Here is a 22,094-nt window from a genome sequence, read left to right as displayed (position 1 = left end):
TTTCAGAAAAATTTCTGAAGTAAATGGGTTTGCAGGGTCAAATAGGTATAACTAATTGATGTGTTGGGCAAAAAAACATCGATTTTTTTATCAAGTTTTGTCTAAACAGCACCCGGTTGTTTAGGTTATAATCGGTTTTTATGTATAAATAACCAGTAGCTCTCATCATGATGGATCCATCTCTATTACTCGACGGTTTGAACGATAAACAACGTGAAGCCGTTGCAGCACCTCTAGAAAACTTGCTCGTTCTTGCTGGCGCAGGAAGTGGTAAGACACGCGTTCTTGTTCACCGTATCGCTTGGCTGATGTCGGTCGAGCAAGCTTCTCCGTTTTCAATTATGTCGGTAACCTTTACCAATAAGGCGGCGGCAGAGATGCGTGGACGTATCGAAGAGCTAATGATGGGCAGTGCAGGCGGTATGTGGAATGGTACTTTCCACGGCATTTGTCACCGTATTCTGCGTGCACACTATCTTGATGCGAAGCTACCGGAAGATTTCCAAATCATTGACAGTGACGACCAGCAGCGTCTGCTAAAGCGTTTGATCAAAGCGCAAAACCTCGATGAGAAGCAATGGCCTGCACGCCAAGTGGCATGGTGGATTAACGGTAAGAAAGACGAAGGTCTGCGTCCGTCGCACATTGATGCGTACCATGATCCAGTGACCAAGACATATCTACAGTTGTACACCGCTTACCAAGAGGCGTGTGACCGTGCTGGTTTAGTCGATTTTGCGGAGATCTTGCTGCGCGCACATGAGCTACTGCGTGATAACAAGTTCGTTCGTGAACACTACCAAGCACGCTTTAAGCACATCTTGGTGGATGAGTTCCAAGATACCAACAACATTCAATATGCTTGGCTACGTATGATGGCGGGTCCTGAGTGTCACGTGATGATCGTAGGTGATGACGACCAGTCGATTTATGGTTGGCGTGGTGCAAAAGTCGAGAACATTGAGAAGTTTACGCTCGAATTCCCAAGCGTGAATACCATTCGTCTTGAGCAAAACTACCGTTCCACTAAGACCATTCTGGAAGCATCTAACACCCTGATTGCGAATAACACCGAGCGTATGGGTAAAGAGTTGTGGACGGATGGCGTGGTCGGTGAGCCTATCTCGGTTTACAGCGCTTACAACGAATTAGATGAAGCCCGTTTTGCGGTGAACAAAATCAAAGAGTGGCAAGACAAGGGCGGTGCTCTGAATGACGCTGCGATGCTTTACCGTAACAACGCCCAGTCGCGTGTTCTGGAAGAAGCGTTAATTCAAGCCGGTCTGCCTTATCGTATCTATGGCGGCATGCGATTCTTCGAACGTCAGGAAATCAAAGATGCCTTGAGCTACATGCGTCTGATTGCCAACCGTAACGATGATGCGGCGTTTGAACGTGTGGTGAATACGCCAACGCGTGGTTTGGGCGATAAGACGCTTGAAACCATCCGTTTTGCGGCTCGTGATCGTGGTTGCACCATGTGGGAAGCGAGTGTGGCAATGTTGGACGAGAAGGTTCTTGCTGGTCGCGCTGCTGGTGCTCTGAGCCGTTTTATCGAGCTTGTCACCGCGCTAGAAGACGACACCTTAGAGATGCCGCTGCATCACCAAACTGACCATGTGATTAAATACTCGGGCTTGTTCGCGATGTACGAGCAAGAGAAGGGCGAAAAGTCTAAGGCACGTATTGAGAACTTGGAGGAATTGGTGACCGCAACTCGCCAATTCGAGAAACCAGAAGAAGCCGAAGACATGTCACTGCTGACGGCATTCCTAACCCACGCAGCACTAGAAGCGGGCGAAGGACAAGCGGACGAATTTGAAGATGCGGTTCAGCTCATGACATTACACAGTGCGAAAGGTCTAGAGTTTCCATTGGTGTTTATGGTCGGTGTGGAAGAAGGCATGTTCCCAAGCCAAATGTCGGCAGAAGAAGCAGGGCGCTTAGAAGAAGAACGCCGTCTGTGTTACGTAGGCATGACCCGTGCGATGCAGAAACTGTACATCACTTATGCTGAAATGCGTCGTTTGTACGGTCAGGATAAATACCATAAACCGTCTCGCTTTATCCGTGAACTGCCAGAAACTTGTTTAGATGAAGTACGAATGAAGGCGCAAGTTAGCCGTCCTTCAAGCAGTGGTCGATTTAGCCAAACTGTTGTGAAAGAGAGCTTTAATGAAACCGGCTTTACGCTAGGTTCTCGTGTGATGCATCCAAAGTTTGGTGAAGGCACCATCATCAACTTCGAAGGCAGTGGTCCACAAAGCCGTGTACAGATTGCCTTTAACGGTGAAGGCATCAAATGGTTGGTAACTGCTTACGCACGACTAGAGAAACTGTAAGGCTTGACCAAAACTCATACCAATCGTAGTAAATAACTGGTCATTCTAGCTTGTTAAAATACTCGATAACTGCGTTGCAATTTTTGATTGTAGAATAACTACTTATCGAAAAATTGCGCCTTGTTCTCAAGCATTTTCCCTACGCTATTTCTGATCACTTATTTACTGTGATTGGTATCATCAACTTAAGAGCTGCTTCGGCGGCTCTTTTTGTTTGTGCAGTTTTGGTGTCGCTAACGCAGTAAAAAATGGAATGATAAATGGAGTACAAAAGCGCGACTTAACGATGCCGTTTGAAGTGAAAGGTGGGCGTTGTGGGTGAATGCCTGTTTTCAGCAGATCTACTAAGAAAAACTTTAGGCAAAGAAAAACCCCGAGGGCTTGCGCCCATCGGGGTTATAGTCTTACTCGCAGCAATCCAGCTACTAAGAGTGCTCCATGCATCTAATCCATGATAGTGTGCTGAATCCGTCAGCTTAATCCTTACGTCGCCTTCCTAGCGGTGTCCTTAATGACCTTATCCTGGTCTGCTAACTATCCTCGTTAGCTCTCATCACTTGTTCCCTGAGCGGTGTCCCTGACATCATCCTGATGTTCAAATCCTTGCCTCGTCCAGAGGTGTCCATTTCCCGTCCTTAGTAGCAACCATCCTAGTCACTATTGATTCCGTTCAATGTCCAATTTTGCAATCCATGCCCGACTATTCATCCTGAATAACCGTTTCTTCTTCCTGAAGTTCACCAAGTCCGTGGTGTTTCCTGTTCCGTGTCAGCATCCTTCCGACAGGTTTAATATTACGTGTTTAACGATTTCCAACAACGGGCTAATCTCACATTTTTTACTCTCTTAGCGTTCAAAAAAGATACATGAGTATTAAATTCAATGACTTACGCTCTTTGTTGTACGGTTTTACCATTAAAAAAGAGAGGTTTGCTCAACCCTTTGTGAGAGATCTCGCACAAGGGGTCGAGCGAAAGACTCTTACTGCCCGATAGCGGCACCTTCACGTCTCGGATCCGCAGCGCCTTCAAGACCGTCTTTTGTTATGCGTATCGCATGCAGACCAGAATTCAAATCCCGAACATCGGTTTTAAAACCCATCTTCTCCAGAGCAGGCTGTAAGCCCTCTGCGGCGGTACCTTGCTCAATATCTAAGGTGCCAAAACGGTTCAGCAATCGTGGCTGATTAATCGCGCTTTGGATGTCCATATCCCATTGCGTGTGGGCGATAATGGCTTGTGCGACGTAACCAATAATGCGGCTGCCACCTGGTGAGCCAATTGCCATGTAAGGTTTGTCATCCTTCATCATAATGGTTGGTGCCATGGATGAACGTGGGCGTTTGCCCGGTTCTAATCGGTTTGCGATTGGCACACCATCTTGATGCGTGCGGAAAGAGAAATCGGTCAGTTCGTTATTGAGCAAGAAGCCGCGCACCATCAAGCGTGAGCCAAAGGCGTTCTCGATGGTTGTTGTCATTGAAACCACATTGCCTTGCTTATCGACGATATTGAAATGGCTGGTGGAAGGCAACTCGATCGATTGGTCCATGCTTAAGTTCATGGCGTGCGACCAAGGAGGATTACCGGCTTCAGCCTTACTCAAGGCTTTACCGACTTGAATGAGCTCAGCACGTTGTTTGAGATAATCTTTATCAAGCAAGCCTTCGGTTGGCATTGGCACATAATCTTGGTCAGCCATGTATTTACCACGATCCGCGAACGCAAGGCGCGATGCATCGGCGATCACTTGCCATGATTTCGCGCTTTCGGCTCCCCAACCTTTAAGATCGTATTGCTCGGTGATCGCGAGAATCTGTCCAACCGTCAATGCGCCAGAGCTAGGTGGTCCCATGCCGCAGATATCATAGCTTTGATAAGCCGCACAAACCGGCTCACGTTGCTTGATTTGGAACGCATCAAAGTCAGGTTGTGCCAATACGCCAGGATTGCCCGGTGCATTCTGTACGGTCTTGATGATGTCTGTAGCGATATCGCCTTGATAGAAAGCTTTTGCCCCTTGCTCTGCAATTGCCGTCAGAGTTTGCGCGTATTCAGGGTTCTTCAACAACGTGCCTTCGGTTTTTGGTGAGCCGTCTGGATTGAAGAAGTAAGCCTTAGTCGCAGGGAAGCGTGATAGGCGCTTAGTATCTTTCTCAATCAGACTCGCGAGGCGAGGACTGACTTCGAAACCTTGCTCAGCCAAGGTAATCACGGGTTGGATGATCTTCTTCCATTCCAACTTGCCGTATTTCTGGTGTGTGTCCCACAGCAGTTTCACTGTTCCAGGAGTGGCAACGGAGCGCCCGCCGACAACCGCATCGTAAAATTGTAGGGGTTGTCCTTTTTCGTCTAAAAAGAGTTTCGGCGTCGCGGCGAGCGGTGCGGTTTCGCGTCCATCATACGTAGTCAGTTTTTGTTTCTCACTGTCCCAATAAACTAAGAAGGCGCCACCACCAATACCTGATGATTGCGGTTCTACCAAGCCCAGCATCAGCTGCACGGCAACCATAGCATCAATAGCATTACCACCTTGGGCAATAACATCCGCACCAGTTTGGGTTGCAATTGGGTTAGCAGCGGTAACCATATAATCTTTCGCTTTGACCAGTTGTTTTTGCTCGAAGCCAGTGCTGTGCTCCGGCGCAACCGCATCTGCTGCTTGGTTAGCAAAGGTTGGGGTAGATAAGACGAGTGGGGAAGTAAGAAAAAGACCCGTGGTCACGAGTCGGTTGAACGTCCAATGCATGATGACTCTCCATGTTGCCAGTTTTGTGCTTTGAGCTTGGCAGTTATGGAGAGTCACGTCGAGTCAGCAATCTTAGAAATGTCGATTGTGCTACGCTTTTAAATCAGTACTTTATCCGATAAAAGTATTGATAGTTTGGTATAGAATACTGCCGCCCACTAGAGTAAATACCACGCCGCATAGACCGTCGATGTAGATACCCGCTTGTTGCAATTTACGCTGTAAGCGCTGTGTCGACAGCATCCATGCAAGACTAGAGAACCAGAATAGCGACAAGCCAAACAGGATGACCAGTGCAATACCTTTGCCAGTAATCGACATACCTGCTGGGACTAAACTCGACATCAAACTGACAAAGAACACCAGGGCTTTTGGGTTAAGAATGTTGGTCGCAAACCCTTTAGCAAACGCTTGACGCTTATTGCTGATCACTAGGTTATTTTGCTTCTTAGGTTGATCCGTCTGTGGGTTTTGGATCATCGAGATCACGGCACGCAATGCGCCAATTCCTAAGTAGAGCAGGTAACTACCACCGAGCAGTTGTACCACGGAATACAGCACTGGGTGCTGGTGGACGACAAAACTCACACCTGTCAGGCTGAACAAAGAGTGCAGCAAAATACCGACGGACAATCCCAACGCAATGTACAAGCCAGTTTGACGACCATGACGCGTCGCATTTTGTACGACCAGCGCAAAGTCCGGACCTGGACTCATTAGGGCAATAAAGTGAATGCTGGCGAGTGTCAGCAATATGGTGGATTCATTCATAACACATCTCAAATTTAACCAATGCGGCTATTGTCGTGGTAAGTCACCTGTGGCGCTTGTAAAAAACTGACAGCTTTCTCGGTAAATGAAATTAACGAGCCACTTGAGAAGGGGAAACGCCGTAGGTCTGTTTAAACGCTTTGCTGAAATGCGCTTGATCGTAGAAACCGATCTGGTGGGCGACGTCGGTACCACATTGACCAGCTTGCAGTAACTTCATGCCTTGTTCAAGGCGCAGGCGTGCGAACCACGCATAAGGCGTCATGCCGGTTTGCGCTTTAAAGTGGCGCTGGAACTGAGTTGGGCTCAGTTGGCACAGCTCTGAAAGTGAATCCAAACGCACCGCTTGGTCAAGGTTAGCCATTAGATAATCTTTTAACGTCCCAAGCGATTGGTTTCCTAGCGGCACCACTTTTTGTCGCTCAAGCGATCCGTAGCGATCAAAAAGTTGGTTAAATCCTTCAAAAGGAAGGCAATCTTTAGTGAGTTGGCTGAGGTTTTCACGACGAAGTAGCCCGTGTAAGTTACTAAGTTGTGAAAATATCTGGGGATCCGAGATGATCAGTTCGTTGAAGTGTATTATTTGACCGTTTTTCTTAAGATCGGCTAGATCGCTCAATAGGTGAGGTTCGATCGCAAACACATTTACTTCGTAGCCACTCTCGAGCTTAGATTGCCCGTCGTGCAGCTCATCCGGCGGCATAATCACAATTTGCCCATGACCAACTTGGTGGCTGTTACCTTGGTATTGGAACTTCTGCGCACCATGCGTGATCAGGCCGAGATGAAAATCCAGATGGTAATGCCTTTGAAAAGCAAATTTCTGGTATTTCGCCTCTATTAGACTCAAGTTGTCATGGTCGGTTGCGTAGTACTGAATATGTTCCATTAAATAAAAAAGCTTGGTCACATTATGACCAAGCTTATCTGGCAATTTCTAACTTGTCTTGTAAAAAACGATCACTGTGGCTGAACGATTCGGCGTGAGCGACGGTTATTACGTAATCCATCAAAGCTAAACACGACTAGTGCTCCCCAAATAAAGACGAAAGTGATCGCTTTATCCATGGTAAAGGGTTCGCCATACATCAATACTGCAAGTAAAAACATTAAGCTTGGGCCTATATATTGGAAAAAGCCCAAAGTCGATAATTTGAGTCTTGTTGCTGCACCCGTAAAGCACAGCAGTGGCAGGGTTGTTATAACCCCAGCTGCGATCAACAAACTATTTAACGTAAGTGGATTCGTAAGCATATTTGAGGTTGGTGTATCGGCAACAAAAAGCAAATAAACAGCGGCCACTGGCAGTAGAAGTAATGTCTCAATAAACAAGCCAGTTTTTGCATCGACACTGACTTTCTTTCTTAATAAGCCATAAAAGCCGAAGCTCATTGCTAACGCCATCGCAACAACGGGTACGGAGCCAAATACAATCAGTTGAACGAGTACGCCACAACCTGCCAATACAACCGCGAACCACTGTAATTTACGCAGTCGCTCACCAAGGAAGACCATCCCGAGTAAGACGTTGATCAGTGGATTAATGTAATAACCTAAGCTGGCGTCGAGCATATGATTCGAGTTTACCGCCCAAATGAAAATCAACCAATTGCCGCCAATTAACATGGAACTTGCGATCAGGTAAGCGATTTTCGTTTTGTCTTTCGCGATGTGGTAAGCCGAGCGCCAGTGACGGCCAAAATGGAGGAGTGCAGCAAGCAAAAAGAAAGACCATATCACTCGGTGGCTGAGAATTTCCAAAGGAGATACTTGTGCGATGGACTTAAAGTACATCGGCGCAATGCCCCACATGGTATACGCGCCAATCGCTAGCAAGATGCCTTGCCGCGCGCGTTGTTGTTCGTCTTCTGGTGTCATGAAGTGTCACCTAATTGTGTGTTTTATAGAGCAGAAAATCAGTATACGAGTCGTGATGCGAAACACCTAACAATTTGCGGTTTTATTCACCATGAAACCCCATTACAATGTGCCCTCACTTTGTGTGCCAGTGGTATGCATAAGCACCTCTTTTTTAAGACCCAATCTGAGACTTCTCATGACCTCGACCTTGTTAGCCGAACAATCTGATTCGCCTGTAACGCCTCAACGTGTGTTGGAGGATGTGTTTGGTTACCAAGAGTTCCGTGATGGTCAGCAGTTGGTGATTGATGCTGCGGTAGAAGGTCGCGACAGCTTAGTTATCCTGCCTACTGGTGGCGGTAAGTCGCTGTGTTATCAAATCCCTGCTTTGGTTCGCTCTGGTATTACTTTGGTGATTTCTCCGCTTATCTCGCTGATGAAAGACCAAGTGGACCAGCTTAAAGCCAACGGTGTAGCGGCTGAATGCATTAACTCGACCATGCCTCGTGAAGAACTGCTCAGCGTATATAACCGCATGCACACTGGTCATCTTAAGTTGGTGTACGTCTCACCAGAACGCGTATTGATGCGTGATTTCATTGAGCGCTTGGAAAACTTGCCGCTATCGATGATTGCTGTCGATGAAGCGCACTGTATTTCCCAGTGGGGACACGATTTTCGGCCAGAATACGCCGCGCTTGGTCAGCTTAAGCAGCAGTTTTCCCATGTGCCATTTATGGCGCTGACGGCGACAGCAGATGACGCAACGCGCCGAGATATTCTTGAACGCCTGCAACTGAATAATCCAGAGGTTTACCTAGGCAGCTTCGACCGTCCCAACATTCGCTACAACTTAGTTGAGAAGCACAAGCCGGTTTCGCAAATCGTTCGTTATCTTGAAACCCAAAAGGGGAATTGCGGCATCATCTATTGTGGTAGCCGTAAGAAAGTTGAGATGGTGACCGAGAAGCTGTGCAACAACCACATTCGTGCTGCTGGTTATCACGCAGGTATGGATGCCGATGAGCGCGCTTACGTTCAAGAAGCTTTCCAACGCGATGATATCCAGATCGTGGTGGCGACCGTGGCATTCGGTATGGGCATCAACAAACCAAACGTGCGTTTTGTGGTTCACTTTGATATCCCGCGCAATATCGAATCCTACTATCAGGAAACGGGTCGTGCAGGGCGTGATGGTTTGCCTGCGGAAGCCATGATGTTGTATGACCCAGCGGACATCAGTTGGCTGCGTCGTATGTTGGATGAGAAAGACGACGGTCCACAGAAGCAGGTGGAAACCCACAAACTGAATGCGATGAGTGCCTTTGCTGAGGCGCAGACTTGTCGCCGTCAGGTGCTATTGAATTACTTTGGTGAGTATCGTGAGAAGCCATGTGGCAACTGCGATATTTGCTTAGATCCACCGAAACACTTTGATGCCACGGAAGAAGCGCGTAAGGCGTTGTCTTGTGTGTATCGTGTTAATCAGAGCTTTGGTATGGGCTACGTGGTAGAAGTGCTACGTGGCATGCAAAACATTCGTGTACGTGAAAACGGGCACGATAAGATTTCTACCTACGCGATAGGGCGCGATCACAGCCACGATTACTGGGTGAGTATCTTCCGTCAGTTAATCCACAAAGGGCTGCTGTTCCAAAACATCACGCGTAACTCAACGCTGCAACTTACTGAAGAGGCGCGTCCGCTGCTACGTGGCGATGTGACTCTGGAGTTAGCGGTTCCGCGTTTAGACACTGCAGCACGTGCGGCGAAGTCGGACAAACTGACCAGCAAGAACTACGACAAAAAGCTGTTTGCTAAGTTACGTAAGCTGCGTAAGTCGATTGCTGATGAAGATGGTTTGCCACCATACGTGGTCTTTAGTGATGCGACTCTGATTGATATGGCGGAGATCTTGCCAACGTCTTACGGCGAAATGTTGGCAGTCAGCGGCGTTGGTCAGCGCAAACTGGAGAAGTACGCCGATCCATTCCTCGATTTGATTCAAGAACACATTACTCACCACGGATAAGGAACCAAGATGCAAAAGGAATTTGGCTTAGCGGACTACATGGCACAAGAAGGGCGCTTAATCATTACCGCGCCGAGCTTTGACCTTGATAGCTTTCCTGCTTTAGGTGAGCGTTTAGTTGTCTTGCTTTCTGCTACTGTGGTGGAAAAGCAGTGGGATGCGGACATTCACTCTTGGCTGATCGACTTTGAAGGTTGCCGACTGTTTATGAAAGCAGAGCATTACAGCGAAGCGATTTGGTTTGAAGCGTTAGCGATTGAAGAGAGCAGGGAAGAGTTGGATTATCTTGCAGGATTGTTCCAGCGCGGCTTCTAAAAATAGAATTTTTCTTGAAAGGGTGTTTCACATGAAACACCCTTTTTTATGCTTAAACGTTTGCGTAAAACAGACGACTTGCGGCGAAAAGTGGTTAATGTATAATCGCCCACCGCTTCGCTCAGAATGAGCCAAGCCAGTTTATTTTTCATTTTACATTGTTGGTAAGAGCCACTTTATTCAGTGACTCGATTTGGGTTCCCTCACCCCCAAACCAAACTAAAAAGGTATCGCATGAGTAACTTTACCCCTGCGCAGCAGCGCAACGCCCTTATCTATCTGGTTCTATTCCACCTAGTCATTATTGCATCTAGCAATTACCTAGTTCAGCTACCGTTTACTATTTTCGGTTTCCATACCACTTGGGGCGCATTCACTTTCCCATTTATATTCCTAGCGACTGACTTAACTGTGCGTATTTTCGGTGCTCAGTTGGCGCGTAAGATTATCTTCTTAGTGATGTTGCCTGCTTTGGCAGTGTCTTACTTCTTATCGGTGGTGTTCTTCGAAGGTCAATTCCAAGGTTTTGGTCACCTAGGGGAATTTAACTTATTCGTTGCTCGTATCGCGATTGCTAGCTTCATGGCGTACCTACTTGGTCAGATCATGGATGTGCACGTGTTCAACCGCCTACGTCAAATGAAGCAATGGTGGGTGGCACCAACGTGTTCAACGCTTTTCGGTAATGCACTTGATACCATCGCTTTCTTCGCCATTGCGTTCTATCAAAGCCCAGATCCATTTATGGCAGAGCATTGGACGGAAATCGCGCTGGTGGATTACGGCTTCAAACTGATTATCAGTCTTGGTTTGTTCGTTCCGATGTACGGCGTATTACTGAATTACCTAATTAAGAAGCTGACTGCGGTGAACGCTGACTTTAAGGTGACGACAAGCGTTCAGTCTTAATATCAGTGGGAACCCCGAAAGCCGCTTGCTTAAATCAAGCGGCTTTTTTGTACCTGCTTACTGGGATTTAGAGGGTTTTGTACAGCGTGGGGAGCAATTAGATCATGGGTGTCCAAAAGCTCCCTGAGCTGTACGAAGGTAAAAATGAGCAGTAAAAAAGGTCCCGAGTGAGACCTTTTAATCGAAGGTACGGCACGTAGAGGAAGCTCGCTGGTGAAATGGCTAACAGAGCATCTTCTCAATCAAAATGGCTTTTTGCGCATCGAAGGCGCCAAGTTGCAGGCCGTTATCCCAGCTGATGCTTTGATTGAACATCGCCAACATCAAACCGACACTGCGTTGATTGGCATCCTGCCAGCAATCAGACTCGCTGTACTCTCCATCATTTATCGCTTTGCCATTAACGAGAATAGGCTCGAAACGCCATTTTTCGCCGACACGGTAGTAGCCTTTGCTAGTTAAGGTCTGGTTGGATTGAATCGTTAGATTGTGCTCGATGCCCGGCTCACCTGTTAATTCAAATACAAATCTTAGCTGGTGGTCGCCACATTGCAGCTCAACGATCAGTTGGCCGTTTTTCTCAGTCAGTGTTGACTGAGAGTAGTCTCCAAAGCAGTGCAGCAACCAAGAGATAGGGTGGCTAGCTGTTTCAAGAAACCACTCTTTGAGTGTGAAGATGCCCGGTAGGTTAACTTGGGTGACTAGATTGACCACACAAGGTTGAGTTTGCGAAGTGAGCCACTCCTCTATCGTCTTGGCGGTATTAAGCTGAGCAAAGGCGTAATTAACCAATAGGTTGGCGTTCGGTTGCTGCCAGTGAGTTATGTCAGAATTCAATCCCACCAATGGCTTTTCACAAATCAGCTTGGTTGAACCTAACGTCTTTATGATCTCTGCATGAGTATGCGCAGGTGTCGCGATTGTCACGACATCGAGTTGTTTGAGTGCACTGATGTTCGTTTCTGCCTTTGGGATTGCTTCTTCACTGCACGCTTGCTGAAGAGGTTCTATTTGGTTGGCGCATAACGTCGTGACCGATACACCATTGTTTCGATAGTGGGGAATGTGCGTGCGTCCCCAGTTGATTCCTATGATGCCAGCTTGTTGGATTTGCTCTGGCTTGTTGAAACGTTCACTCAATGGCGGCAAGGCAATTCGTTCATCGGTTAGACGTTGGTCATGGTGATAGTCACTGCTTGGCAGCACTTGCCATGGCTTGTTGTAATGCTGCTTGAGTGCACAAACGAGTTCGTAGAAATTCCACTTATCCTTTAAATTGCTATCAAGGTGATGTAAACCGGCTTCGTTCCGCTCAATAAGCTGCAAAAAGGCGAGTGCAGTATCGTCCATATGAGAAGTCGCGGGATACCAAGCCGTGCTAGCGGTAATAACTCCGTTCTCTTCATGTTGGCGGTCGAGATGCACCAACATGTTATTGCCTTCTGCTTGGTGATGGAGCTGCCAACCAATTCGAGCAACCATCGCATCTGGATTTGCTTGCCAGATTGCATCTTCACAACGAACTTTGTATTTGCCGTAATCATCTTGGGTGTTTCTTTCTTCAAAGATGCCATAAGGCCCGTTTTTTGTGGCATCAAATACCATTGCTGTGCTGACAAAGAGGTAAGGAATATTATGGCGTTTGCAGTGCTCACCAAGCCACGCTGCCCACGCTTCACCCCCCATCGCCATATGGCACACCGCATCAATATGGTGCTGTTGCCAAAATTGCTCACTTTGCTGTAGATCATCCGGCGGGATTTGATGGTGATTCCATTCCAATACATTCCAGCCGCGAAGTTGGAACTGATGAGCAACTATAGGGGCGAGAGTGCCAGTTAAGCCAGTCATTAAAACGGTTTTCATTATGGTGCATCTTGGTTGGCTAAATCGTGTTTATCAATAAAGCATGGCTGTTTTTCGATGTAGAGCGGAGAAGCTGAGATTTTTGCTGGGCAGCACGTTTTGTAGGGGAAATAGAAGCAAAAAAGCCCAAGCGAACGCCTGGGCTTTAGTATTGTAAGGCAGTGATATTCGCTTATTTTGCTACGATATTTAATGGCCAGCCGATGTCTGTCTGACGGTTGGATTCAATTTCCAACTCAGCCGCAGTCAGTGGGTTTTTCTCTAGCCATTGCGCATCAATGTGTAACGTTAGATTGTCGCCTTCAACTGTTAGAGTCACATTTGGCTCTAGATCAGGATTGCGACGATGGCTGAGCAGAACCGCAAGACGCAACAGTCTCAATACTCGTTTGGCACTTGAGCCTGATAATGCATGCTGCTCAGGTAAAGAAGTGAGCTGTTCGCGATAGCGACGAGCCACTTCACCAATAAAGAACTTCTGTGCGCGCGTGTAACCAGGCAGATCCAAATTCTGCAGCAAGTAAGCACTATGCTCTCCGCCTTTTTTGAAATCGATAGTTAAACCAATTTCATGCAGTTTTGCGGCGGTCTCGAGTAATATCTTGCCCTGAGGCTCTGTAATCCACTCATCGCCCCCAGCTTGCTGTAAAAGCGTGTGTGCCAGAGTAGCGACTTGTTCGCCGTATTGGTGATCGAGCTGATAGCGATTTTGTACGCTAGCGATAGTGCGGGCACGAATGTCTTCTTGGCGAAGCTCTTCAACCATCTCATACACTAAGCCTTCGCGTAGTGCGCCGCCAGCGAGTGTCATAGCATCGATTTCAAGCAATTCAAAAACGGCAATCAAAATAGAGAGGCCACTAGGGAACACTAATGCCCGCTCAAGTGTTAAGCCTTCAATATCGAGCTCTTCTAAATGGTCGGCCAACATGGCTTGCTTCTGTAGACGCTTGAGTTTGGAGTGAGTGATTACTTCGTCCATGCCTTGTGCCAGCATTATCTCTTGCAATGCCTGAACAGTGCCTGATGCACCAACACACACATCCCAACCAATTTCTGTATAACGTTCTAAAATCGGCTGAATGGTCTGTTTCGCTCCTTCAATTGCCGCGTCAAAGTTACGAGCATTCAATTGGCGATCTTTAAAGAAGTTTTCAAGCCAAGTCACGCAGCCCATTTTTAAGCTGGTCAGTGCTTTGGCTTCGAAACCTTCACCGATAATCAGTTCGGTACTTGCTCCACCGATATCGACTACAAGGCGACGACCACTACCGCCAGAGGTGTGAGCGACACCTTTATAGATAGTGGCAGCTTCTTCTTCACCAGTAATCACTTCGATAGGCTGGCCTAGAATTTGGTTAGCCTTTTCTAAAAACACATCTACATTGGTCGCGGTACGTAATGTTGCAGTACCGACGATGCGAATGTTTTGTTTAGGAATGTCCTGCAAGCGTTCCGCAAATAGACTTAAGCAGTCCCATCCTCGCTGCATAGCTTCCATACTAAGAGAATTATGTTCATCTAAGCCCGCTGCTAGACGAACTTTGCGCTTAATTTTAGCCATTGTTTGAACGCTGCCATCGATGTGACGCACAACGAGCATGTGAAAACTGTTCGACCCGAGGTCGATGGCGGCATATAGCGGTGATGATCCTGCTTGACTCATAAACGAACTCAGTTTCCTATTACGATTGTTTTGGTGCCGATTGACGCGGTTGGCGTGGACGACGTCCCTGCGGCTTACGGTTACCAGAACCAGAACGGGTACCGCCAGTATTCGTGCGGCGCTGTTGGTTGCGTGGTGCACGCATACGAATCGGAGCCGGTAGATCTTGAATCAGTGCCGACGAATCGTACTCTGAAACTGGGATTGTATGCTCAATGTATTCTTCGATTGCTGGTAGGTTAACCGCGTACTCTTCACAAGCAAAACTGATCGAATGGCCGCTCGCACCAGCGCGACCAGTACGGCCAATACGGTGAACATAATCTTCACAGTCGTCAGGAAGGTCGTAGTTGAAAACGTGCGTTACCTGAGGAATATGCAGGCCACGCGCTGCAACGTCAGTTGCAACTAAGATGTCGACATCACCTTTGGTGAATTGCTCAAGAATCTTCTCACGCTTCTTCTGCGGTACATCGCCAGTAAGAAGGCCTACACGGTGTCCATCGGCAGCCAAATGTCCCCAAACCGATTCACACTTATGCTTGGTATTGGCAAAAATGATAGCGCGATCTGGCCACTCTTCTTCAATTAGTGTTTGAAGCAGCGCCATTTTGTCTTCATTCGAAGGATAGAAAAGCTCTTCCTGGATACGGTGGCCAGTTTTTTGTTCTGGTTCGACAACGACATGCTCAGGAGTATTCATGTGTTCGAATGCCAGTTCTTGAACGCGGTAAGACAGCGTTGCTGAGAACAGCATGTTCAAACGCTCTTTTGGCTCAGGCATACGACGGAACAAGAAGCGAATGTCTTTAATAAAGCCAAGATCGAACATGCGGTCGGCTTCGTCCAGAACAACAGCTTGAATGTTGTTGAGGTTAAATACGCGCTGTTTGTAGAAATCGATGATACGGCCTGTTGTTCCGATCAGAATATCTACGCCGTCTTGCAGTTTCGCAAGTTGCTTGTCGTAGCTTTCACCACCGTAAGCTAGAGCGGTTTTTAGACCTGTGCTTTCAGTTAATGATTCTGCATCATTGTAAATCTGAATAGCGAGCTCACGTGTAGGCGCCATAATAATTGCGCGTGGCTGTGTAGGCTTACGACCTTCATGTTCCGGAGTCGTCAGAAGGTGGTTGAACGTAGCAGTAAGAAACGCGAGCGTTTTACCAGTACCCGTTTGGGCCTGGCCTGCGATGTCTTGGCCGGTGAGCAGGACCGGCAACGCCAAGGCTTGGATAGGGGTACAAAATTCGAACCCTTTTTTGTCCAATCCTTCAATAACTTGGGGCTTTAAGCCCAAATCGGCGAACTTTTGCTCTGTGATATGCGTCTTTTTCATGGCTATAGAATATCAGCTAAAGCTTGCAATACGAAAGTAAATACATTCCAATAGGGCATCTAATTACTGGTTATCATCCAACCAGTTTCGAAAAACACATTGGAGTGGAAGATGAGTGATAAGATTTTGCAGCTAACTGATGACGGTTTTGAAAACGATGTAATCAACGCTGCAGGCCCGGTTCTAGTGGATTTTTGGGCAGAATGGTGTGGTCCTTGTAAAATGATCGCTCCTATTTTGGACGAAATCGCAGACGAGTACGAAGGCAAACTCACTATCGGTAAACTAAACATCGACCATAACGCAGGTACACCACCTAAGTTTGGTATTCGCGGCATTCCAACGCTATTACTATTTAAAGATGGTAACGTAGCGGCAACGAAAGTAGGTGCTCTGTCTAAAACTCAACTAAAAGAGTTCCTAGACGCAAACTTATAATCACCAAGTGATTACAGATAAAACCGTGCAAAGTTACAATGCACGGTTTTGTTTTTCTAACTCTGGACTAGAATACTAATTAGTGCTAACTTATCGCGCGTTAATTGAACAAATTTCTCTTCTTGGTCGATCCTGAGACCAAATCCATCTTAACTAGAAAACAGATCTTATTTTGACTAAACAAGAATCCACCACCATGAACCTTACCGAACTGAAGAACAGACCTGTGTCTGACCTTGTAAAACTGGGCGAAAGCTTAGGATTAGAGAACCTAGCTCGCTTAAGAAAACAAGACATCATCTTCGCGATTTTAAAAGCGCACGCGAAAGGCGGCGAAGACATCTTTGGCGATGGGGTTCTGGAAATTCTGCAAGACGGCTTTGGTTTCCTACGCAGTGCAGATAGTTCATACCTTGCGGGTCCGGACGATATCTACGTATCACCAAGTCAGATTCGTCGCTTTAACCTACGTACTGGTGACTCTATCGCTGGTAAAATTCGTCCACCAAAAGACGGTGAACGTTACTTTGCCCTTCTAAAAGTCAATACCGTTAACGACGATAAACCAGACAACGCCCGTAACAAGATCCTATTTGAAAACCTTACCCCTCTACATGCGAATGAGCGAATGGTTATGGAGCGTGGTAACGGTTCAACAGAAGACATTACAGCACGTGTTTTAGACTTGGCATCGCCAATCGGTAAAGGTCAACGTGGTCTGATTGTTGCTCCGCCTAAAGCGGGTAAAACAATGCTTCTGCAAAACATCGCGCAAAGCATCGCGTACAACCACCCAGAGTGTGAGTTGATGGTTCTTCTTATCGACGAACGTCCAGAAGAAGTAACTGAGATGCAGCGCCTAGTTAAAGGTGAAGTGGTTGCGTCGACTTTCGATGAGCCAGCATCTCGTCACGTACAAGTAGCGGAAATGGTGATCGAGAAAGCAAAACGTCTTGTTGAACATAAGAAAGACGTAGTTATCTTGCTTGACTCTATCACTCGTCTAGCTCGTGCTTACAACACCGTAGTGCCTTCATCAGGTAAAGTACTAACTGGTGGTGTGGATGCAAACGCATTACATCGTCCTAAGCGTTTCTTCGGTGCTGCACGTAACGTAGAAGAAGGCGGCAGCCTAACTATCATCGCAACGGCACTAGTAGATACTGGTTCTAAAATGGATGAAGTTATCTACGAAGAGTTCAAGGGTACAGGTAACATGGAATTGCACTTGAACCGTAAGATTGCTGAGAAGCGTGTATTCCCTGCGATTGACTTCAACCGCTCAGGTACACGTCGAGAAGAGCTACTGACGAAGACTGACGAACTACAGAAGATGTGGATTCTGCGTAAGATCGTTCACCCAATGGGCGAAATCGACGCAATGGAGTTCCTAATCGATAAGCTAGCGATGACGAAGACCAACGATGAGTTCTTCGATGCGATGCGTCGTCAATAATCTCAGATAAGTTATTCTGCGAAAAGCCACTGTATATCGGTGGCTTTTTTATTGCTTTCTCCCGATAGAAGTATCAGAATGAAGGAAATGTTATCGGGAGGTTAACATGCAACAAGGAATGTTGTCGTCATTACTCCTGAGCTTGTCACTTATCACTCTACCTGCGACATTATCTGCCAAGGAAATGCATGAGTCTGTAGTAGAACAGTGGCTTCAGGATACTCAAATACAGACTAAAGTCTCTGAACTGCTTGATTACGCTGTCAGAGATGAAGTCAACTCGCTTAAATTTGCCCTTGATAGACTTGCTTTGCCTCAACAAGAGGTGGTGCGCTTTCAATTATTGGAAAAGCTTGAAAAGCAAGATGTGATTCTCACGCCTCGAATGGCTCTGTTTGTTGAGTCCCAGATCCGTATGACCCCGACTTATCAAGTGTTAGAGCGGGGTGATGGGTATGAATTTAGTGTACCCGCTTTTAACTTTCCCGTTATTGCTAGTCGCTTGATTAAGCGTTGGAAACAAGACCAAAGTACCTTGGACTTTGTCTTACAAGCTGAACGAAGAGAGCTTAACTTAAAGCAATGGCTTACAGGGCCATCTCAACAAGCTCAAGCGCGTGAAGCGCTTTTGATTCGAGAGTTAGACAGCTTATCACCCAATGCGCTTGCTGCATTAACGGCCCAGTTAACCAAAGCAAATGTGACCAGTTGGTTACCCTCGACGGCCGTGATAGTCAGGTTGGCACAAGTTAGTCAGGATGAGGAAGTGTACAACTTACTCTGGCGGATGAAAGCCGATTACAACAGCCAGTCCGAACTTGAGCGTTTAGCTGCGGTTGGAGACGTTTTTTCCATTCAGCAATTGATGAATGCCACAGTTAACCCATCACTCAAGCCAGAAGCTATTAGTCTACTTACAAAATCTAACCCTCTATCTCCGCAAGTAAAGCAGTTTCTAGTTAGAAAAATGGCGTTATCAGAAGAAGCAACCATGGTTGCTCGAGAGCTTGCTCAACAAGGGCATCAAACCTGGTTGGAAGAGTTAGTATCTTCGAACCATCAGATAAAGACTCGGCAGATTGAACAAGTATTAAAGTAATCTGGCTCACATACCCACACAAAATAGGAGGATCTTAGCGTCCTCCTATTTGTTATACTGCGGACAGTTTAATCAGCCAGCATGAAGGCCTATGAGTTTTAAGGATTTACGCGAATTTATCGACCACCTAGAACAGAAAGGTCGACTTAAACGCATCACTCACCCTGTCGAGCCCGCTTATGAAATGACAGAAATCAGCGACCGCACCTTGCGTGCTGGTGGACCTGCGCTGTTGTTTGAGAACCCAATCGGCTACGACGTACCTGTTTTGACTAACCTGTTTGGTACACCAGAGCGTGTCGCAATCGGTATGGGACGCGAAGACGTTAAAGAATTAAGAGAAGTCGGTAAGCTGCTGGCTTATTTAAAAGAACCTGAGCCACCAAAAGGCTTCAAAGACGCGTTAGAAAAACTGCCTGTGTTCAAACAAGTATTGAACATGCCGGCTAAGCGTTTACGTAAAGCACCATGCCAAGACATTGTTTGGCAAGGTGATGAAGTCGACTTGGATAAAATTCCGGTAATGAGCTGTTGGGCAGAAGATGTAGCGCCGCTGCTTACTTGGGGCTTAACCGTAACCAAAGGTCCAAATAAGAAACGTCAGAACCTAGGCATTTACCGTCAGCAGAAAATTGCCAAGAACAAAATCATCATGCGTTGGTTAGCCCATCGTGGTGGTGCGCTTGATCTGCGCGATTGGATGGAAACCAATCCAGGTAAACCTTTCCCAGTTTCGGTCGCGTTTGGTGCAGACCCAGCAACCATTCTTGGCGCAGTAACACCAGTGCCAGATACGCTATCGGAATACGCATTTGCAGGTTTGCTACGTGGAAGCAAAACGGAAGTCGTGAAGTCAGTCAGCAATGATTTGGAAGTGCCAGCAAGCGCGGAAATCGTGATGGAAGGCTATATCGACCCGAATGAGTTTGCTGATGAAGGTCCTTACGGTGACCATACTGGCTACTATAACGAAAAAGAAAAGCACCACGTATTTACTATTACGCACATTACTATGCGTAAAGACCCTATTTATCACAGCACCTACACAGGTCGTCCGCCAGATGAACCAGCTGTATTGGGTGTGGCATTAAACGAAGTGTTTGTGCCTATTCTGCAAAAGCAATTCCCAGAGATTGAAGACTTCTATCTACCGCCAGAAGGTTGTTCGTACCGAATGGCCGTCGTCACCATGAAGAAGCAGTACCCAGGACATGCCAAGCGCGTAATGATGGGCGTGTGGTCTTTCTTACGTCAATTCATGTATACCAAGTTTGTTATTGTGTGCGATGAATCGGTAAACGCACGAGATTGGAATGATGTCGTTAAAGCCATGTCAGAGCATATGGACCCTATACATGATACTTTGATGATAGATAACACGCCAATCGACTCGCTCGACTTTGCTTCACCTGTGGTTGGGCTTGGCTCCAAAATGGGCTTAGATGCGACCATTAAATGGGATGCCGAGCTGGCGACGCGAACCGAGGTCACTGAGCGAGACAGCAAAGCGATTACCGAAGCAGAACTGAATGAGTTGAAACAGCAACGCCCTGAGATTGTTGACGTCTATCTTCCAGTTACAGCAAACAACCAATTTGCTGTCGTGACTATGAAGAAAGACCAAGCCGGTCAATCTCAAGCATTGATGGAATACTTGTGGGACTTCTTTGCTCAGTACACGGATAACAAATTCATTATTTTGTGCGACGATGACGTCAACGCACGAGATTGGAATGACATCATTTGGGCGGTGACAACTCGAATGGACCCAGATAGAGACACGATTCAAGTGCTTGGTAAGACTGAGAGTTCATCCAAATTAGGACTGGATGCGACCAACAAGTTCGAATCTGAAGTCACGCGCGAGTGGGGCACGCCTATCAAAAAAGATCCTAAACTTGTGGCTAAAGTCGATGAGATTTGGGACCAGTTAGGTATTCTATGAGTCATCAAGTCCACCTTCTACCAATGGACGTTACGTTCCAAGTAAAAGAAGGGGAGACGGTGTTGGAAGCTGCGCTCAACAACAATATTCGCTTCCCGCACCGTTGCCAAGTTGGCGCTTGCGCCATGTGCATGTGTAAAAAGCTAACGGGCGAGGTGAGCTATCACCTCGAACCGATGCTAACCGAAAAAGAGCAACAGCAAGGCTGGATATTCCCTTGCCAAGCCTATACAGAAAGTAATTTAGTGCTTACTTTTGACGAGTAAGCGAGAGGAACACCATGACCATCCAATGTAAAGTAAAGTCTATTCAGCCGTTAGCTTGTAATACTTACCAAATCCTTCTTCATCCAGAATCACCAGTGCCTTTTAAAGCGGGTCAGTACCTAATGGTGGTGATGGGTGAAAAAGACAAACGTCCTTTCTCTATCGCAAGCAGCCCTTGTCGTCATGAAGGTGAACTTGAACTGCACATCGGTGCGGCGGAACACAACGCTTATGCACAAGAAGTTGTCGAAGCAATGCAAGCGGCGCTTGAAACTGATGGTCAGATTGAAATTGATGCGCCACATGGCGATGCTTGGGTTCAAGAAGAAAGCGAACGCCCATTATTATTAATTGCTGGTGGTACAGGCTTCAGTTACGTTCGCTCGATTCTGGATCACTGCGTAGCGCAGAATAAAACCAATCCTATCTATTTATATTGGGGGGCGCGCGATAACTGCCAGCTTTATGCTAAAGACGAACTGGTCGAGATTGCCGACAAGTTTGCCAATGTTCACTTTGTGCCAGTAGTAGAAGAAGCTCCTGCAGACTGGCAAGGTAAAGTTGGTAACGTGCTACAAGCTGTAGCTGAAGATTTCGAAAGCTTAGAAAACTACGATATCTATATTGCAGGTCGTTTTGAAATGGCTGGCGCAGCACGTGAACAGTTCACTCAGAACAAGAAAGCGAAGAGCGAACGTATGTTCGCAGACGCGTACGCATTCATTTAAATACGGCTTTTAAGGCAGAAAAAGAGGGTTTTTTACCCTCTTTTTTGCTTTTTTGATGAAATAGTCATCGAACAGTCATTTTTTTCCATTTTTTTTCAAAAAAGGGTTGCGAACGGATCTGAGTTCCCTATAATGCGCATCCACCGACACGGCAGACGCGATAAGGCTTCAGCAGGGTCGGAGAGGTGAAAGCTTCTACGAAAAATAAAATTGCAAAAAGTGTTTGACACTGTCAATTAAATCGCTAGAATGCACCTCCGCTTTGAGAGAAAAACTTCTCGCAAAGCAAGCTCTTTAACAATATAGACCTATCA

The 22,094-nt window shown here is 46.8% G+C and carries 17 protein-coding genes; 10 read left to right on the top strand and 7 right to left on the bottom strand.

The window, feature by feature from the left end:
- Positions 1 to 167 precede the first annotated feature (167 nt).
- Positions 168 to 2,342, top strand: coding sequence for a DNA helicase II (uvrD, locus tag R7R24_RS23335; protein ID WP_005378778.1), 2,175 nt, complete (start codon positions 168 to 170; stop codon positions 2,340 to 2,342).
- Between the two features lie 981 nt (positions 2,343 to 3,323).
- On the opposite strand, the gene ggt is transcribed toward uvrD, so the two are convergent.
- The 4 genes from ggt to rarD all read right to left on the bottom strand — a co-directional run bounded on the left by ggt (position 3,324) and on the right by rarD (position 7,739).
- Complete coding sequence (gene ggt / locus R7R24_RS23330; RefSeq protein WP_151514361.1) at positions 3,324 to 5,090, bottom strand: gamma-glutamyltransferase; 1,767 nt, start codon at positions 5,088 to 5,090, stop codon at positions 3,324 to 3,326.
- A 111-nt stretch (positions 5,091 to 5,201) separates the two neighbouring features.
- The gene (locus R7R24_RS23325) at positions 5,202 to 5,861 is read right to left on the bottom strand and encodes a LysE family translocator (protein ID WP_017633799.1); all 660 of its coding nucleotides are present in this window, start codon (positions 5,859 to 5,861) and stop codon (positions 5,202 to 5,204) included.
- A 91-nt stretch (positions 5,862 to 5,952) separates the two neighbouring features.
- Positions 5,953 to 6,750, bottom strand: a complete 798-nt coding sequence (locus R7R24_RS23320; RefSeq protein WP_017633800.1) for an AraC family transcriptional regulator — start codon at positions 6,748 to 6,750, stop codon at positions 5,953 to 5,955.
- Positions 6,751 to 6,821: 71 nt separating this feature from the next.
- Complete coding sequence (rarD, locus tag R7R24_RS23315) at positions 6,822 to 7,739, bottom strand: EamA family transporter RarD (RefSeq protein WP_005382912.1); 918 nt, start codon at positions 7,737 to 7,739, stop codon at positions 6,822 to 6,824.
- Between the two features lie 178 nt (positions 7,740 to 7,917).
- On the opposite strand from rarD, the gene recQ reads away from it, so the two are divergent.
- The 3 genes from recQ to R7R24_RS23300 all read left to right on the top strand — a co-directional run bounded on the left by recQ (position 7,918) and on the right by R7R24_RS23300 (position 10,977).
- Positions 7,918 to 9,753 (top strand): ATP-dependent DNA helicase RecQ, encoded by a 1,836-nt coding sequence (gene recQ, locus R7R24_RS23310; RefSeq protein WP_005451195.1) that lies wholly within the window; start codon positions 7,918 to 7,920, stop codon positions 9,751 to 9,753.
- A gap of 9 nt (positions 9,754 to 9,762) precedes the next feature.
- Positions 9,763 to 10,068, top strand: coding sequence for a DUF3630 family protein (locus R7R24_RS23305; protein WP_054579633.1), 306 nt, complete (start codon positions 9,763 to 9,765; stop codon positions 10,066 to 10,068).
- 234 nt (positions 10,069 to 10,302) lie between these two features.
- Entirely contained in the window at positions 10,303 to 10,977 is a 675-nt protein-coding gene (locus R7R24_RS23300; protein ID WP_054579634.1) for a 7-cyano-7-deazaguanine/7-aminomethyl-7-deazaguanine transporter, read from the top strand.
- A gap of 222 nt (positions 10,978 to 11,199) precedes the next feature.
- Here the strand turns inward: R7R24_RS23300 and R7R24_RS23295 are convergent, their stop codons facing one another.
- The 3 genes from R7R24_RS23295 to rhlB form a co-directional block, all read right to left on the bottom strand.
- On the bottom strand, positions 11,200 to 12,843 hold the full coding sequence (locus tag R7R24_RS23295) for a sugar nucleotide-binding protein (protein ID WP_054579635.1): 1,644 nt from the start codon (positions 12,841 to 12,843) through the stop codon (positions 11,200 to 11,202).
- A 172-nt stretch (positions 12,844 to 13,015) separates the two neighbouring features.
- A complete protein-coding gene (gene gppA, locus R7R24_RS23290; RefSeq protein ID WP_005382885.1) occupies positions 13,016 to 14,509 on the bottom strand; it encodes a guanosine-5'-triphosphate,3'-diphosphate diphosphatase in 1,494 nt (497 codons plus the stop codon).
- A gap of 19 nt (positions 14,510 to 14,528) precedes the next feature.
- Positions 14,529 to 15,848, bottom strand: a complete 1,320-nt coding sequence (gene rhlB, locus R7R24_RS23285) for an ATP-dependent RNA helicase RhlB (RefSeq protein ID WP_005378764.1) — start codon at positions 15,846 to 15,848, stop codon at positions 14,529 to 14,531.
- Positions 15,849 to 15,959: 111 nt separating this feature from the next.
- On the opposite strand from rhlB, the gene trxA reads away from it, so the two are divergent.
- The 6 genes from trxA (at position 15,960) to fre (ending at position 21,780) form a co-directional block, all read left to right on the top strand.
- Positions 15,960 to 16,286, top strand: coding sequence for a thioredoxin TrxA (gene trxA / locus R7R24_RS23280; RefSeq protein ID WP_004745500.1), 327 nt, complete (start codon positions 15,960 to 15,962; stop codon positions 16,284 to 16,286).
- A gap of 196 nt (positions 16,287 to 16,482) precedes the next feature.
- Entirely contained in the window at positions 16,483 to 17,742 is a 1,260-nt protein-coding gene (gene rho / locus R7R24_RS23275) for a transcription termination factor Rho (protein ID WP_005378757.1), read from the top strand.
- Positions 17,743 to 17,848: 106 nt separating this feature from the next.
- Positions 17,849 to 18,841, top strand: coding sequence for a hypothetical protein (locus tag R7R24_RS23270; protein ID WP_054579636.1), 993 nt, complete (start codon positions 17,849 to 17,851; stop codon positions 18,839 to 18,841).
- A gap of 91 nt (positions 18,842 to 18,932) precedes the next feature.
- A complete protein-coding gene (gene ubiD / locus R7R24_RS23265; RefSeq protein ID WP_191116392.1) occupies positions 18,933 to 20,786 on the top strand; it encodes a 4-hydroxy-3-polyprenylbenzoate decarboxylase in 1,854 nt (617 codons plus the stop codon).
- Positions 20,783 to 21,052 carry a 2Fe-2S iron-sulfur cluster-binding protein gene (locus R7R24_RS23260; protein ID WP_009696789.1) on the top strand — a complete coding sequence of 90 codons (270 nt, stop codon included), beginning with the start codon at positions 20,783 to 20,785 and terminating at the stop codon, positions 21,050 to 21,052. Before ubiD ends, R7R24_RS23260 begins: the two co-directional genes overlap by 4 nt.
- Positions 21,053 to 21,066: 14 nt before the next feature.
- Positions 21,067 to 21,780 carry an NAD(P)H-flavin reductase gene (gene fre / locus R7R24_RS23255; protein ID WP_005382872.1) on the top strand — a complete coding sequence of 238 codons (714 nt, stop codon included), beginning with the start codon at positions 21,067 to 21,069 and terminating at the stop codon, positions 21,778 to 21,780.
- Positions 21,781 to 22,094 lie beyond the last annotated feature (314 nt).

The organism is Vibrio sp. 704 (assembly GCF_033339295.1).
The sequence above is the reverse complement of the archived record's forward strand: the minus strand, read 5'-3'. Positions and strand labels throughout refer to the sequence as shown.